Origin of the sequence: Lysobacter sp., assembly GCF_035655815.1 — a bacterium.
Classification (GTDB): domain Bacteria; phylum Pseudomonadota; class Gammaproteobacteria; order Xanthomonadales; family Xanthomonadaceae; genus Lysobacter_J.
Genome location: NZ_DASRTS010000064.1, coordinates 40,424 through 55,447, shown reverse-complemented (window position 1 = coordinate 55,447; position 15,024 = coordinate 40,424). Strand labels below are relative to the sequence as shown.

Here is a 15,024-nt window from a genome sequence, read left to right as displayed (position 1 = left end):
TGCCAGCCCTACTTGAACAAAGCGGCCCGATACAACGCCGCCATCCCGGCACCGAAACAGGCGAACACCACGTGGGCCGGTGCCTGGTGCATCGCCGACCATGCGGAAACCTCGCGAACCGCGATCGGCACCGCGGAGTCCGGCGGATACCCGTAAATCCCGCAGCTGATCGCCGGAAACGCGATGGAGGCCAGGCCGTGTTCCATCGCCAGGTGCAACGACGCGCGATAGCACGAGGCCAGCAGTGTCGATTCATCGAAATTGCCGCCACGCCACACCGGGCCGACGGTGTGGATCACATGGCGTGCAGGAAGGTTGTATCCGAGGGTGATGCGTGCCTCGCCGGTCGGGCAGCGCACGCCGGGCCGTACCTGTGGAATCGCGCGGCATTCGGCCAGCAGTTGTGGGCCGGCCGCCCGGTGGATCGCGCCATCCACGCCGCCTCCGCCTAGCAGGCTCTCGTTGGCGGCGTTGACGATTGCGTCGAGCGCGAGCGTGGTGATGTCGGTCTGGAAGACTTCGATGCGCATTATGGCGTCATGTCCAGCGCGTGCGTTCGATCTGGCGTGCCGACTGCGACCGCGTCAGCGCAGCGGTAGCAGCACCCTCTGTGCCTGCGTCATGGGTGACACACGGTCGCCGAAGTGAAGCGGGAGTCCGCCTTCGCGGGAATGACGACTGGGTCGGTTGCGAGCGCCAGCCGCACGCGGCAGTTCACCCCAGCCCCGCCAGCCACTCATCGTCCGATCCCTCGTTTACGCCTTCGAACAGGAACGTGCTGAGGTAGCGCTCGCCGGTGTCGGGCAGCATGGCCAGGATCACCGCGCCGTCTTCCGCGTTGCGTGCCACTTCCAGCGCGGCCGCGGCGGTGGCGCCGGCGGAGATGCCGACGAACAGGCCCTCCTCGGCGGCAAGGCGACGCGCGGTGTCGCGTGCCAGCACGTCGTCGATCGGCAGGATCGCGTCGGCCACCTCGCGGTTGAGCACTTCCGGCACGAAATCCGGCGTCCAGCCCTGGATCTTGTGCGGCTGCCATTCCTTGCCCGACAGCAGCGCGGCGCCGGCGGGTTCGCAGGTGGTCACGCGCACTTCCGGACGCGCGACCTTCAGCACTTCGCCCACGCCAGTCAGCGTGCCACCCGTGCCCCAGCCGGTGACGAAGTGGTCCAGGCGGCGTCCGGCGAAGTCGCGCAGGATTTCCGCCGCAGTCGTCTGCCGGTGGTAGGCCGGATTGGCCGGGTTGGTGAACTGGCGCGCCAGGAACCAGCCGTGCTTCTCGGCCAGTTCCGCGGCCCGCCGCACCATGCCGCTGCCGCGTTCGACGGCGGGCGTGAGGATCACCTTGGCGCCGTAGGCGCGCATCAGCTTGCGGCGTTCGATCGAGAACGTCTCGGTCATCACCGCCACGAACCGGTAGCCGCGGGCGGCGCAGACCATCGCCAGCGCGACGCCGGTGTTGCCCGAGGTGGCTTCCACCACGGTGTCGCCCGGCTTGAGCAGGCCGCGGGCTTCGGCGTCCAGCACGATCGCCAGCGCGAGGCGGTCCTTGACCGAGCCGCCCGGGTTGAAGGCCTCGACCTTGGCGTACAGCGTCACGTTGGGCGGAGCGAGGCGATGCAGGCGCACCACCGGGGTGCGGCCGACCGTGTCGAGGATGCTGTCGTGGATCATGGGGAGCGACTCCTGGGCATGTGGAAGTCGGGCGGCGGGGACCGCCGGTCGGGTGCGGCGCGGCCGGTCCGGGCCATGCACGCAATCGTCACCGGAGAGTGCCACAGTCGTGATACAGGTCTCGTTGCGCCGCTCCCGGGGCGCCCGGACCGGCGCCCGCTGTGCGCAGTGTGCTGTCAACCAATGGCCCAGGCATGCGTTGATACTCGACCGCTAGAATCCCCGAGTTTCGGCCACCGCCACCCACTGTAGAGAGCCGCATGCGATTCAGTTCCAGAGCCTGGGCCAGCGCATTTCGCGCCAGCACTTTGCTGGCCCTTGTCACCGCCGTTACCGCATGTGGCAGCAACGGCGCGGAGCAGCGCGGCGGCGACGGCGATCGTCCCATCCCGGTGACCACGCAGCAGGTGCGCATGCAGCCTTTCAGCGACACGCTGCTGGCGCTGGGCAACGTGCGTGCGCGCGAATCGATCACCGTGACCGCCAAGGTCAGCGAGACGGTGCAGCAGGTGCATTTCGAAAGCGGCGACGTGGTTGCGGCGGGCGCGCCGCTGGTCACGCTGACCGGACGCCAGCAGCAGGCCGCGTTCGAACAGGCCCAGGCGACGGCCAACGAAGCCGAGAAGCTCTACCAGCGCCAGCGCGAACTGGCCGACCAGCAACTGATCGCGCGCTCCTCGCTGGACACGCAGATGGCGCTGCGCGACGCCGCGCGCGCGCGCGTCGCGCAGATGCGGGCCGACATCGGCGACCGCGTGATCCGCGCGCCGTTCGGCGGTGTGTTGGGCATCCGCCAGGTCAGCCCGGGCGCGCTGGTCACGCCGGGCACCGCGATCGCGACGCTGGACGACATCGGCCGCGTGTACGTCGACTTCCCGGTGCCCGAAGCGATGCTCGCCACGCTCGGCGTGGGCCAGCAGGTCACTGGCACCAGCACCGCCTATCCGGGGCGTACGTTCGAAGGGCAGGTCAGCACCATCGATGCGCGCGTGGACGAATCCACGCGTTCGGTGGTGGTGCGCGGCGACTTCCCCAATCCCGACCGCGCGCTGCGGCCGGGCATGCTGATGCAGGTGACGCTGTCGCGGCCGGAGCGTCAGGCGCTGCTGGTGCCGGAAATCTCGGTGGTGCAGGTGGGCACGGACTCGTTCGTGTACCGCGTCAAGCCCGATTCGACGGTCGAGCGCGTGGACGTAAAGGTCGGCAGCCGTCGCGACGGCCTGGCGGAGATCGCGCAGGGCCTGAACGTGGGCGACCGCATCGTGGTCGACGGCACCGGCAAGCTGCGCATTGGCGCGCGCATCGTCGACGCGCGCGGCGACCGCCCGCCCGCCTCCGCGGTGGATGCGGCGACCAAGCAGGGCTGATGCGATGAACCTCTCCGACCTTTCGATCCGTCGCCCGGTATTCGCCACGGTGATGAGCCTGCTCATCATCGTGCTGGGCGTGATGGCGTTCTCGCGCCTCACGCTGCGCGAACTGCCGGCCATCGACCCGCCGATCGTGTCGGTGGACGTGAACTATCCGGGCGCGTCGGCGGCGGTGGTCGAGACGCGCATCACCCAGATCCTCGAGGACGCGCTGGCCGGCATCGAGGGCATCGAAACGATCGAATCGCGCAGCGTCAACGGCCGCGCCGCCATCAGCATCGAGTTCACGCTCAACCGCGAGATCGAGGCCGCCGCCAACGACGTGCGCGACGCGGTCAGCCGCGTGCTCGACCGCATGCCTGAAGAGGCCGATCCGCCGGAGGTGGAGAAGGTCGAAGCCGACGCCGACCCGATCCTGTGGCTCAACATGAGCTCCACGCGGATGGACACGCTGCAGCTGTCCGACTATGCGGAGCGCTACGTGGTCGATCGCCTGTCGTCGGTGGACGGCGTGGCGCAGGTGCGCATCGGCGGCCAGCAGCGCTATGCGATGCGCATCTGGCTCAACCGCGATGCGCTGGCCGCGCGCGGCATCACCGTCAACGACGTCGAGAACGCGCTGGAGGCGGAGAACGTCGAACTGCCGGCCGGCCGCATCGAATCCAACACGCGCGACTTCACCCTGCGTGTGGCGCGCAGCTACCAGAAGCCCGAGGACTTCGCACAGATCCCGCTGGGCAAGGGCCAGGACGGCTACGTGGTGCGCCTTGGCGACGTCTCGCACATCGAGCTGGCCTCGGCCGAGCGGCGCGCCTACTACCGCAGCAACGGCGAGCCCAACATCGGCCTCGGCATCGTCAAGACCTCCACCGCCAACAGCCTGGACGTCGCGCGCGCGGTGCGCGATGAAGCCGAGCGCGTGCAGAAGACGCTGCCGGAAGGCACCAAGATCTTCGTCGCGTTCGATACCACGGTGTTCATCGAATCCGCGGTCGAACGCGTGTACCACACGCTGATCGAAGCCATCGTGCTGGTGCTGATCGTGATCTGGCTGTTCCTGGGCAGCTTCCGCGCCGCGCTGATTCCGGCGGTCACGGTGCCGGTGTGCCTGATCGCGGCGTTCATTCCGCTGTACCTGTTCGGTTTCTCGATCAACCTGCTGACGCTGCTGGCGCTGGTGCTGTGCATCGGCCTGGTGGTGGACGACGCGATCGTGGTGCTGGAGAACATCCAGCGCCGCACCGACCTGGGCGAGCCACGCCTGGTCGCGGCCAAGCGCGGTACGCAGCAGGTGGCCTTCGCGGTCATCGCCACCACCGCGGTGCTGGTGGCGGTGTTCCTGCCGGTGGGCTTCATGGAAGGCAACACCGGCCGCCTGTTTCGCGAGCTGTCGGTGGCGCTGGCCGGCGCGGTGGCCATCTCCGCCTTCGTCGCGCTGACGCTGACGCCGATGATGTCGTCCAAGCTGGTGCGACCGCACAGCCAGGAGAAGTCCAACTTCGTCCATCGCTGGGTCAACGCGCGCCTGGACAGCGTGGGCAACCGTTATCGCCGCCTGCTCTCGCGCACCACCGACCGCCCGCCGCGGCATGTGGGCATGATCGTGATCGGCGTGATGGTGCTGACCTTCATCGCCAGTGCGGTGCTGCTGAAGGTGGTGCCGTCCGAACTGGCGCCGGCGGAAGACCGCGGTTCGTTCCAGATCACCATCCAGGGGCCGGAAGGCGCGGGCTTCGACTACACCGTCGGACAGGTGCAGCAGGTCGAGAAGATCGTCGCCGCGCACACCGGCAAGGGCGAGCTGATCCAGCGCTACAACCCGCGCGTGCCCGGCGGCTTCGGCGCCAGCGAGGAAATGCACACCGGCCGCATCGCGGTGTTCCTGCAGGACTGGAAGGAACGCGACGTGCCCACCGCGCAGGTGGCCGACTCGCTGCGCGCCGAGCTGGGCAAGCTGCCGGGCGTGCGCGCGATGCCGCAGGTGTCCGGCGGCCTGGTGCGCAGCCGCGGCCAGCCCATCAACATCGTGCTGGGCGGCCCGGAATACGCGGAACTCGCGCAGTGGCGCGACAAGCTGATCGCGAAGATGGAATCCAACCCGGGCTTCTTCTCGGTGGATTCGGACTACAAGGAAACGCGCCCGCAGATGCGCGTGGAGATCGACCGCCAGCGCGCCGCCGACCTGGGCGTGCCGGTGACCGACATCGGCCACGCGCTGGAAACCATGATGGGCAGCCGTCGCGTCACCACGTTCGTGCAGAACGGCGAGGAGTACGACGTGATCGTGCAGTCCGATCGCGAGCTGCGCGCCTCGCCCGCGGACCTGGCCGCGATCCAGGTGCGCGCGCGCGACGGTGCGCTGATTCCGCTGTCGAACCTGGTGACGCTGCGTGAACTGGCCGAGCCCGGCAGCCTCAACCGGTTCAACCGCCTGCGCGCCATCACCATCAGCGCCGGCCTGACCCCGGGTTACCCGATGGGCCAGGCGATCACCTGGCTGGAAGACGCCGTGCGCACCGAGCTGCCGGATCACACGCAGATCGACTGGAAGGGCGAATCGCGCGAGTACATCCAGGCCGGCGGCGCGGTGCTGCTGACCTTCACCCTGGCGCTGCTGGTGGTGTACCTGGTGCTGGCGGCGCAGTTCGAGAGCTTCATCCATCCGTTCGTGATCATGCTGACGGTGCCGCTGGGCGTGCTGGGTGCGCTGATCGGCCTGGCGGCGACTGGCGGCACGCTCAACCTGTTCAGCCAGATCGGCATCGTGATGCTGGTGGGCCTGGCGGCGAAGAACGGCATCCTGATCGTCGAGTTCGCCAACCAGCTGCGCGACGAAGGCCGCAGCATCCGCGACGCCATCGTCGAGGCCTCGGCCGTGCGCCTGCGCCCGATCCTGATGACGTCCATCGCGACGGTGGTCGGCGCCATTCCGCTGGTGCTGGCCGGCGGCCCGGGTTCGGCCAGCCGCGCGACGATCGGCATCGTGGTGATCTTCGGCGTGTCGTTCTCCACGCTGCTGTCGCTGTTCGTAGTGCCGGCGTTCTACGTGCTGCTGGCCAAGTACACGCGCTCTCCGGAAGCCGTGTCGCAGGAGCTGGAGAAACTGGAAGCACAGACGCCGTCGGTGGGCGGGCACGCCTGACCGGCGGCGCGCGGGCTGGCTGCTGGCGCCGCCGCTCCCAGCCAGTGCCGCATCGGGGGAGGTCGCCATAGGGATGCGGCGGCCAGGCAGGCCGGGCGGGCCGCGCGCAACGTGACTTTTTCGTAGAGAATCGGTCCGTCCCGGGCGACGGGGCACTTCGTCACTCACCCGTCCGGGAGCCTGCGTGGAAAACCTCATCAATGCCGTCAACGGCATCATCTGGAGCAAGGCACTGATCTTCATGTGCCTGGCCGCCGGCCTGTACTTCACCATCCGCACCCGCTTCATGCAGGTGCGCGGGTTCGTCGAGATGGTCCGCCTGACCGTGAGCGGGCAGAAGTCCGACGCGGGCGTGTCCTCGTTCCAGGCGCTGGCCATGTCGATGGCCGGGCGCATCGGCATCGGCAACATCGCGGGCGTCGCCACCGCCATCGCCTTCGGCGGCCCGGGTTCGGTGTTCTGGATGTGGGTGATGGGCTTCCTGGGCGCGTCCACGTCGTACGTGGAATCCACGCTGGCGCAGATCTACAAGACCAAGGACGCGGAGGGTCGCTACCGCGGCGGTCCGGCGTACTACATCGAGAAGGCGATGGGCCTGAAGTGGTACGCGCTGGCATTCGCCGTTGCGACCATCATCGCCACCGGCTTCCTGATGCCGGGCGTGCAGGCCAACGCCATCGCCGACAGCGCCGCCAACGTCTGCCAGGGCTCCTCGCTGTGCGGCGCGATGGACGGCCAGTGGCTGGGCATGCCGGCGCGCGACGCGTTCAAGCTGGGCATCGGCCTGGCGGTGGCCGTGCTGCTGGCGGTGATCATCTTCGGCGGCGTCAAGCGCATCGCCAATTTCGCCGAGATCGTCGTGCCGTTCATGGCGGCCGGTTTCATCCTGATGGCCGTGACGGTGATGGTGCTCAACGCCGAGCGCGTGCCGGAGATGTTCAGCATCATCTTCAACAGCGCCTTCGGTTCGCACGCGGCCTATGGCGCGATGCTGGGCCTGGCGGTGGAGTGGGGCGTCAAGCGCGGCATCTATGCCAACGAGGCCGGCCAGGGCACGGGCCCGCACGCGGCCGCCGCGGCCGAGGTGTCGCATCCGGCCAAGCAGGGTTACGTGCAGGCCTTCGCGATCTATTTCGACACGATGATGGTGTGCACGTCGACGGCGTTCCTGATCCTCTCGACCGGCCGCTACAACGTGCACGGCGCCGACGGCACGCAGCTGTACTCCGGCCTGGCCGGCATCGAGGCGGGCCCCGGCTACGCGCAGGCCGCGGTGGAGTCGGTGCTGCCTGGCTGGGGCGCGGGCTTCGTGGCGGTGGCGCTGTTCTTCTTCGCGTTCACCACGATCATGGCGTACTACTACATGGCCGAGACGAACCTCGCGTACGTCAACGGTGGTCGCCGCCGGCCGCTCACCGTGCTGCTGCTGCGCCTGGGCATCATGTTCATGGTGGTTTTCGGCGCATTCCACAACGCGACGCAGGCGTGGGCGCTGGGCGACATCGGCGTGGGCCTGATGGCCTGGCTCAACATCGTCGCCATCCTGATCCTGGCCAAGCCGGCCATGCTGGCGCTGCGCGACTACGAGCGGCAGAAGAAGCTGGGCCTGGATCCGGTGTTCGACCCGGACGCGCTGGGCATCCGCAATGCGGACTTCTGGCGCGGCCGGCGCGGCGCGCAGCCGGTCGAGCAGGACGGCGGCACGGCAACGTCGGCAGCGTCGCTGCAGGGAGAGGGCTGAGGCGCTGCCTCCGCTCCTCGCGTAGGAGCCGGCTTGCCGGCGACCGACGCTATGAGCGCGGGTCGCGAGCAGGCTCGCTCCTACGGCCGCAGGCACCACGCGCGTGCTGCTGAAGCAGCGCTATAACTGAATATCCGTTCGGCCTTCCCGGCCGGCGGCGGTTACCCTGTGCGGCATGAATGTCGCTGCCGCCATCCGGGATTTCAGCCAGGTACGCCTGCCGGGCGAGGGCTTCGTGCTGCGGCCGTGGCGCCTCGACGACCTGGATGCGCTGGTGCGCCACGCCGACGACGCGCGCATCGTGCGCGGGCTGAGCACGCGCTTCCCGCACCCGTACACGCGCGAGGACGGTGAACGCTTCCTCGCGGGCGACGTGGTCGACCTGTCCGACCCGGTGTTCGCCATCGAGGTCGACGGCGAGGCATGCGGCGGCATCGGCGCGCATCCGGGCCGCGGCGAGCGCAGCCATTCGGCCGAGTTCGGCTACTGGCTCACGCCGTCGCTGTGGGGCCGCGGCCTGATGACGAAGGCGGTCGCGGTGTTCGCGCCGTGGGCGATGCAGTCGCTGTCGCTGCATCGCCTGCAGGCCGGTGTGTTCGCGTTCAACACCGCCTCGGCGCGCGTGTTGCAGAAGAACGGTTTCGAAGAAGAAGGCGTGGCACGCTGCGCCGTGATGAAGTTTGGCGAAGTGCACGACCTGCGTGTGTTCGCCCGAGCGAGAAGGAGTCTGTCCGATGCGCCATGATCCACCCGGTCGCCCGCCGCGAGGTCCGCGTCCGGCCGGCGAAGGCCCGTGGGGCAAGGTCGACGTGCGCAGCCGCAAGGAGCGTTTCGCCGACCGCACCGCCAGCGTGCAGCGACCGCACGAGGACGAGCACGGACACGAGCACGATGCCGCGCATGCGATGCGCGAGCGTCGCGGCGCCGAGCTGCGCCTGTACGGGCTCAACGCCATCAATGCGGTGTTCCAGCGGCGCCCGCAGGCGATGCGCAAGCTGTACCTGAGCGAGGCGCGCATTCCTGCGCTACAGCCGCTGCTGAAGTGGTGCGTGGCCAACCGTGTCGGCTACCGCGTGGTCGACGAACTGGACCTGCACAAGCTGGCCGCCAGCAGCCATCACGAAGGCGTCGTGGCCGACGTGCTGCGCGATGAGCCGTTGCCGCTTTCCACCTGGCTGCGCGACCTGCCCGCCGGACCGCAATGCGCGATCTGGCTGGACGGCGTGGGCAATCCGCACAACTTCGGTGCGATCCTGCGCTCGGCGGCGCACTTCGGTGTGTCGGCCATCCTGTTGCCGAAGCACTCGACGCTGTCGCTGTCCGGCGCGGCCGCGCGCGTGGCCGAAGGTGGCGCCGAAGCCGTGCCGCTGGTGCGGCTGGGCCGCGACGACAACGCCATCGCACAACTGCGCGGCGCCGGCTTCACGCTGGCGGCGACGGTGGTGCAGGGCGGCAGCGACCTGTTCGCCGCGAAGCTTCCGCCGCGCGTGATCTACGTGCTGGGCGCGGAAGGCGAAGGCATGGATCGTGAGCTCGCCCAGGCCTGCGACCTGCGCCTGTCGATTCCCGGCACGGGTGCGGTGGAAAGCCTCAACGTCGCGTCGGCCGCAGCGGTGCTGCTGGCGCAGTGGCGGGCGAAACGGGATTGAAGCGGTAGTCCTGCCGTCATTCCCGCGGGGCGGGAATCCACTCGGAAGCGCCTCACGCCCGATGGAAGGTGGAGTGGGCGGAAAGCCTGGCCTGGCAGATTCGGCAGTTCTCGACGCAGATAACGCAGACAAGCACGTGCGCGCTGTCGTAGAAGCCAGCTTGCTGGCGACCGGGCCGCGCTGTCGCCAGCAAGCTGGCTTCTACGTCGCACGCCCCTTGTTCCGCGCTCGTCCGCGTTTCTCTGCGTCGAGAACCAGTCGCCAGCAAGCTGTCTCCCACGGTAGACGGGATCGGGCCAGCGAGTCCGTGGCCTAGGCGGGCGCACGCAACGGCAGGCATGCGCGCACGCACGTGCCGGCGTCGGCCACGGTTTCGATGTCGAACGTGCCGCCCAGCTGCTGGGCGCGTTCGCGCATGGTGATCAGGCCCAGCCCATTGAGGCGCTCCGGATCGAGGCCGCGGCCGTCGTCGATCACCGACAGCAGGATCTCCTCGTCGCGCGGCGCCAGCGTGACCGTCACGCGGGTCGCGCCGGAGTGGCGCAGCACGTTGGTCAGCGCTTCCTGCGCGATGCGGAAGCAGGCCAGCTCGACCGCGGGGTCAGGGCGTTCGGCTGGTGCCGTGAGGTCGAGTTCCAGCACGGGCCGGCCGCTGCGGAACAGGCGCTCGCACTGCCAGCGCAGCGCCGCGACCAGGCCCAGCGCGTCCAGCTGCGGCGGGCGCAACAGGGTGGAGATGTCGCGCAGCTTGCCGATGGTCTGGTCGCACATGGCGACGATCTCGCCGACGATCTCCTGGCGCACCGCTTCGTCCTCGCCGTCCAGCGAGGTCGCGCCCATCTTGATGGCGCTGATCGCCTGGCCGATGTCGTCGTGCAGTTCGCGCGAAAGCGTGCGGCGTTCCTTCTCCTGCACTTCGATCAGGTGGCCGGCCAGCGCGTGCAGCTCCTGCTGCTGGCGTTGCAGGTGCGCGGTCAGCTCGGCCTCGCGTGCGTCGGAACAACTGCGGCGCAACATCAGGAACAGCATCGCGGTGACGATGGGCACCGACAGCGCGCACGCCACCCAGCGCGAGGCGTCGCCGAACAGCGGACGCAGCTCCAGCGCGACGCGCGGTGCGGCCAGCGCCATCCACAGCACGGCGACCGCGGCCATCAGCAGGCACAGCACGAGGCCGCTGCGTCCACGCAAACGGGCGCGCAAGTCTGCGCGCCCGTTCGGGGTGGCCTGCGGGTCGGCGGTGCCGACCGGAGGCGATGGCGGGATCGTGCTCATCCCATGGGTTGCCGGATCAGAAGAGTTCGACGCTACCAGCATCCATGGACTGCTGCATCACGGGCTTGTGAGGAGGGCGTTCCCATTCCGTGCGCATCGCCGCGATCCGCTGGCCCAGTTGCTGCAGGGTCTGGCGCACTTCGGCGTCGGCGCGGTCGGCGCGATGCAGCAGCTGGTGCAGGGCGGTGGCCTCGCGGTTGATCGCGCTCAGGCGGTCCAGGTGCGTGGTGGCCGCGCCCAGTGCCTGGGTGGCGATGTCCTCGAACTGCAGCGAACGCACGGCTTCGGCGACGGAACCGTCGATGGCGCGGCCGCAGTCGGCGATCTCGCGCATGCCGTTGCCCAGGCCGCGGTTGATGCCGTCCACGCGCTCCAGCATCGCCGCGGCTTCGGCGCGTGCACCGCGGGAGCGGTCCATGTCGCGCGAGGCCATCTGGGTGACGGTGTCGCGGACGCGGGCGATGGCGTCCTTGGAGCTGTGCGCCAGCTTGCGGATCTGCTCGTTGAAGGCGGTCGAGCGCTCGGACAGGTTGCGCACCTCGTCGGCCACCACCGCGAAGCCGCGGCCCGCCTCGCCGGCACGCGCCGCCTCGATCGCGGCGTTCAGCGCCAGCAGGTTGGTCTGGTCGGCGATCGACTTGACGTCTTCCAGCAGCGCGAAGATGCCGTCCAGGTGCTCGGCCATCGCGTCGATGTGGGTGACGGTGGTGGTGCTCTGGCCGCTCACGGCTTCCAGCGCTTCCACCAGTTGTTCCATCTGCTGGCTGGCCTGCACGGCGAAGCGCGAGACGTCGACGCCGCCGTGTTCGCCGTCGGTGCGGTCGATGATGCGCGAGACCACTTCGCTCTGCTCGCGCGACTTGCGATTGACCGCTTCGAAGCTGGTGCCCAGCTTGGCCACCGACTCGCGGATCAGGACGCGGGTGCGCTCGATCTCGCCGCGCGAGCCCTGCACTTCGGAGCTGACGAAGTTGCGCAGGTCGTCGAGCAGGCGGGTCTGTTCGCGCAGCATCGCGGCGTCGCTGCCGCTGGGACGCATCATCGTCCAGGCAAAGCCCAGCCAGGCCAGGATCATCGCGACCAGCGCGCCCCAGCGCACGGCGGACGGCCAGCCCAGCGCTTCGGCGACAACGAACAGGGAAGTGAGCGCCAGCGGCGCTGCAAGGCGAATCAGTACGCGGGAATCCATCATCGATCTCACCGGAGTGGGGCAACTTAGATAACGGCGGGCGGGGACGGTGCTTTAGGTGAAATGCGCTTGATCTGCGGCGCGCTGCATGTGTGTGACGAAGAGCGCGTTTTTGACTTTTCTTCGACAGCGGTGGTGCCCGGGCAGGCGAAACATCCCGCAGGGTGTTGCTTTCGTTGTTGTCATCCCGCGATGGCGGGGCCCATGCTTGCGGGCGTCGACGCATTCGCAGGGCATGACGCGTCGGACAGAGGAATTCCCCGCCTTCGCGGGAATCACGACAGAGGACCGAAAAGCCGAACGCGCCTGTGTGCGCCCCTCAATCGTGCGCCGTACCCGCCAGCAGCTTCTGCGCGACCTGCGACAGCGGCACTACGTCCTGGGCCGCACCCAGCGCGACCGCGGCGCCGGGCATGCCCCAGACCACGCTGCTGGCCTCGTCCTGCGCAAGCGTGGCCGCGCCGGCCTTGCGCAGGGCCAGCAGGCCGCGCGCGCCGTCGTCGCCCATGCCGGTCAGCAGCGCCGCACTGGCGTTGCTGCCGACGTGCTCGGCCACGGATTCGAACAGCGCGTCCACGCTGGGACGGTGGCGACGCACCGGATCGTCGTCGCCCAGCCGTCCGTGCCAGCGCGCGCCGCTGCGGTACACGCGTAGGTGGCGTCCGCCCGGGGCGACGTAGGCGTGGCCGGGCAGCAGCTCCTGGTCGCGCTCGACGTGGATCACCGTCATGCGGCTGTGGCGGTCCAGGCGTTCGGCGAAGGGCGCGCTGAACGCGCCCGGGATGTGCTGGGCGATGACCGTCGCCGGCGCGTCGGCCGGCATCTGCGCCAGCACTTCGCGGATGGCCTCGGTACCGCCGGTGGAGGCGCCGATGGCGATGAGCCGGTGCGTGGTGCGATAGGCCACCACGGGCGGTGGCGCGTCGCCGCTGCGCGCCGGTGCGGCGGCCACCACGCGGGCGCGGGCGGCCTGCTTGATCTTCTCCACCAGCAGGCCGGCGTAATCGGTCAGGCCGCGCGCGACGTCCAGCTTGGGCTTGGCGATGAAGTCCACCGCGCCCAGCGACAGCGCGTCCAGCGTTACCTGCGCGCCGTGTTCGGTCAGCGTGGACACCATCACCACCGGCATCGGGCGCAGGCGCATCAGGTTGCGCAGGAAAGTGAGCCCGTCCATGCGCGGCATCTCGACGTCCAGCGTCAGCACGTCGGGGTTGAGCTGCTTGATCTTGTCGCGCGCGATGTACGGATCGGCGGCGCTGCCGACGACCTCGATGCCGGGATCCTCCTCCAGCAGTTGCGTCATCAGTTGCCGCACCAGCGCCGAGTCGTCGACGACCAGCACCTTGATGCGGTTGCGGGGGGCACGCACGGCATTCATCAGAACAGCTCCACGCTGCCTGCGGCGGGCTCGCGGGCCAGGCGGCCGTAGTAGGCGCGCTCGGCGTCGACGATGACGTCGTTGCGGGCCGACGGCAGGCGCTTGACCAGGGTGCGCCCGGTCTGCGGGAAGAAGCAGACCTTGCGCGGGTGGATGTCGCCCAGGTCCTGCGCGATCACCGGGATGCGCTCGGCGGCCAGGTACTCCAGCACGAAGCACGCGTTGCGCGTGCCTATGGGGTCGCTGTAGAAGCCGCTGAGCACGTTGCCGCCGCCGAACACCTTGGCCTGCAGGCGCGCGCGCCGTGCGCCACGCTTGAGCAGGTCGTTGATCAGCAGTTCCATCGCGTGCGCGCCGTAGCGCGACGATACGGACTCGGCCTCGCCGCCGGGCAGCATGAAGTGGTTCATGCCGCCGACCTGCAGCATCGGGTCGTACAGGCACGCGGCCACGCACGAGCCCAGCAGCGTGACCAGCGCGATCGGACGTTCGGTGACGCGGTAGTCGGCGGGCAGCAGCTTGATCGCCTCGGTCTGCAGGACCGGGTCGAAATAGCTGCCCGCTTCGATGTTGTTGCGGACGGCGGGTGACGCGACGGTCATGCACGCGCTCCTGAGGCGGGGCGATAGGTCGTTCGGCCGCAGGGAGTGATCAGGTCATGGGCATGACCGAAGCTTTCCGAGTGTCCGGCGAAGAAGAGGCCGTCGGGTGCGATCAGCGGGACCACCCGCTGCAGCACCTCGTACTGCGTGGCCTTGTCGAAATAGATCATCACGTTGCGGCAGAACACCGCATCGAAGCCGCCGCGCAGGCCGTAGTCCTCCGACAGCAGGTTGAGCGGGCGGAACTCGATCATGGCCTGCAGCTCCGGCTTGACCCGGCACAGGCCGGCATTGGCGCCGCTGCCGCGCTGGAAGAACTGCTTGCGCCGCTGCAGCGACAGCGTGTTCACGCGCTCGACCGGATACACGCCGCGCGCCGCGGTGTGCAGCACGTTGGTGTCGATGTCGGTAGCCAGGATGCGCACCGGAGGCGTCAGCGTGCCGAACGCTTCGCAGGCGGTGATCGCGAGTGAATACGGCTCCTCGCCGGTCGACGCGGCGTTGCACCAGATGCGCACGCCGTCGCGACCGCGCGTGCGCAGGTGGTCGGCCAGCGCGTCGAAATGGTGCGACTCGCGGAAGAAAGAAGTGAGGTTGGTGGTGAGCGCGTTGATGAAGCCCTGCAGCTCGGCGTCGGGATCGGCCTCGACGTGGTCGAGGTAGGCGCCGAACTTCTCCATGCCCAGCGCGCGCACGCGGCGCGCGAGGCGGCTGTACACCATGTCGCGCTTGTGCGGATGCAGGTGGATGCCGGCGCGGTCGCGGATCATCCGGCAGACACGTCGGAAGTCGCGTTCGTCGAAGGTGAATTCGCGTTCGTCGTGGCTGCGCGTTGCACGCATGGGTACTGCTCGTCCGGTCCGGTGTTGCCCTCGTTATCGGCAAGGAGGGCGGAAGCTTTGAGGCTGCGGCGCTGAGTGCTTGAGAGCGCACTGCACCGGAGGGGTGGATAACGTAGGAGCCAGCTTGCTGGCGACATGCCCACGCGGGCGGTCGCCAGCAAGCTG

General features: G+C 69.1%; 12 protein-coding genes. 5 read left to right on the top strand and 7 right to left on the bottom strand.

The window, feature by feature from the left end:
• Window positions 1-8: 8 nt before the first annotated feature.
• Together VFE83_RS17050 and cysK are read right to left on the bottom strand one after the other, a co-directional pair.
• A complete protein-coding gene (locus VFE83_RS17050; RefSeq protein ID WP_324908365.1) occupies window positions 9-530 on the bottom strand; it encodes an O-acetyl-ADP-ribose deacetylase in 522 nt (173 codons plus the stop codon).
• A gap of 184 nt (window positions 531-714) precedes the next feature.
• On the bottom strand, window positions 715-1,671 hold the full coding sequence (cysK, locus tag VFE83_RS17045) for a cysteine synthase A (RefSeq protein WP_324908363.1): 957 nt from the start codon (window positions 1,669-1,671) through the stop codon (window positions 715-717).
• Between the two features lie 260 nt (window positions 1,672-1,931).
• On the opposite strand from cysK, the gene VFE83_RS17040 reads away from it, so the two are divergent.
• From VFE83_RS17040 to VFE83_RS17020, 5 genes are all read left to right on the top strand, one after another.
• A complete protein-coding gene (locus VFE83_RS17040; RefSeq protein WP_324908361.1) occupies window positions 1,932-3,038 on the top strand; it encodes an efflux RND transporter periplasmic adaptor subunit in 1,107 nt (368 codons plus the stop codon).
• 4 nt (window positions 3,039-3,042) lie between these two features.
• Entirely contained in the window at window positions 3,043-6,183 is a 3,141-nt protein-coding gene (locus tag VFE83_RS17035) for an efflux RND transporter permease subunit (protein WP_324908359.1), read from the top strand.
• 241 nt (window positions 6,184-6,424) lie between these two features.
• Window positions 6,425-7,924 carry an alanine/glycine:cation symporter family protein gene (locus VFE83_RS17030; protein WP_414674778.1) on the top strand — a complete coding sequence of 500 codons (1,500 nt, stop codon included), beginning with the start codon at window positions 6,425-6,427 and terminating at the stop codon, window positions 7,922-7,924.
• A 175-nt stretch (window positions 7,925-8,099) separates the two neighbouring features.
• On the top strand, window positions 8,100-8,669 hold the full coding sequence (locus VFE83_RS17025) for a GNAT family protein (protein ID WP_324908356.1): 570 nt from the start codon (window positions 8,100-8,102) through the stop codon (window positions 8,667-8,669).
• Window positions 8,659-9,573 (top strand): TrmH family RNA methyltransferase, encoded by a 915-nt coding sequence (locus VFE83_RS17020; protein ID WP_324908354.1) that lies wholly within the window; start codon window positions 8,659-8,661, stop codon window positions 9,571-9,573. Before VFE83_RS17025 ends, VFE83_RS17020 begins: the two co-directional genes overlap by 11 nt.
• A 312-nt stretch (window positions 9,574-9,885) precedes the next feature.
• Here VFE83_RS17020 and VFE83_RS17015 read toward each other — a convergent pair whose 3' ends face one another.
• From VFE83_RS17015 to VFE83_RS16995, 5 genes are all read right to left on the bottom strand, one after another.
• Window positions 9,886-10,848 carry a sensor histidine kinase gene (locus VFE83_RS17015; RefSeq protein ID WP_324908352.1) on the bottom strand — a complete coding sequence of 321 codons (963 nt, stop codon included), beginning with the start codon at window positions 10,846-10,848 and terminating at the stop codon, window positions 9,886-9,888.
• Between the two features lie 16 nt (window positions 10,849-10,864).
• On the bottom strand, window positions 10,865-12,037 hold the full coding sequence (locus VFE83_RS17010) for a methyl-accepting chemotaxis protein (protein ID WP_324908420.1): 1,173 nt from the start codon (window positions 12,035-12,037) through the stop codon (window positions 10,865-10,867).
• A 319-nt stretch (window positions 12,038-12,356) separates the two neighbouring features.
• Complete coding sequence (locus VFE83_RS17005; protein ID WP_324908350.1) at window positions 12,357-13,415, bottom strand: chemotaxis response regulator protein-glutamate methylesterase; 1,059 nt, start codon at window positions 13,413-13,415, stop codon at window positions 12,357-12,359.
• A complete protein-coding gene (gene cheD / locus VFE83_RS17000; RefSeq protein ID WP_324908348.1) occupies window positions 13,415-14,017 on the bottom strand; it encodes a chemoreceptor glutamine deamidase CheD in 603 nt (200 codons plus the stop codon). The genes VFE83_RS17005 and cheD overlap by 1 nt, the downstream gene beginning before the upstream one ends.
• Entirely contained in the window at window positions 14,014-14,859 is an 846-nt protein-coding gene (locus VFE83_RS16995; protein ID WP_324908346.1) for a CheR family methyltransferase, read from the bottom strand. Before VFE83_RS16995 ends, cheD begins: the two co-directional genes overlap by 4 nt.
• Window positions 14,860-15,024 lie beyond the last annotated feature (165 nt).

Excerpts from the sequence above, each read along its gene's own strand:
- VFE83_RS17050 (WP_324908365.1), bottom strand. The coding sequence starts at position 530 with ATGCGCATCGAAGTCTTCCAGACCGACATCACCACGCTCGCGCTCGAC.
- cysK (WP_324908363.1), bottom strand. The coding sequence starts at position 1,671 with ATGATCCACGACAGCATCCTCGACACGGTCGGCCGCACCCCGGTGGTG.
- VFE83_RS17040 (WP_324908361.1), top strand. The coding sequence starts at position 1,932 with ATGCGATTCAGTTCCAGAGCCTGGGCCAGCGCATTTCGCGCCAGCACT.
- VFE83_RS17035 (WP_324908359.1), top strand. The coding sequence starts at position 3,043 with ATGAACCTCTCCGACCTTTCGATCCGTCGCCCGGTATTCGCCACGGTG.
- VFE83_RS17030 (WP_414674778.1), top strand. The coding sequence starts at position 6,425 with ATGTGCCTGGCCGCCGGCCTGTACTTCACCATCCGCACCCGCTTCATG.
- VFE83_RS17025 (WP_324908356.1), top strand. The coding sequence starts at position 8,100 with ATGAATGTCGCTGCCGCCATCCGGGATTTCAGCCAGGTACGCCTGCCG.
- VFE83_RS17020 (WP_324908354.1), top strand. The coding sequence starts at position 8,659 with ATGCGCCATGATCCACCCGGTCGCCCGCCGCGAGGTCCGCGTCCGGCC.
- VFE83_RS17015 (WP_324908352.1), bottom strand. The coding sequence starts at position 10,848 with ATGAGCACGATCCCGCCATCGCCTCCGGTCGGCACCGCCGACCCGCAG.
- VFE83_RS17010 (WP_324908420.1), bottom strand. The coding sequence starts at position 12,037 with ATGGATTCCCGCGTACTGATTCGCCTTGCAGCGCCGCTGGCGCTCACT.
- VFE83_RS17005 (WP_324908350.1), bottom strand. The coding sequence starts at position 13,415 with ATGAATGCCGTGCGTGCCCCCCGCAACCGCATCAAGGTGCTGGTCGTC.
- cheD (WP_324908348.1), bottom strand. The coding sequence starts at position 14,017 with ATGACCGTCGCGTCACCCGCCGTCCGCAACAACATCGAAGCGGGCAGC.
- VFE83_RS16995 (WP_324908346.1), bottom strand. The coding sequence starts at position 14,859 with ATGCGTGCAACGCGCAGCCACGACGAACGCGAATTCACCTTCGACGAA.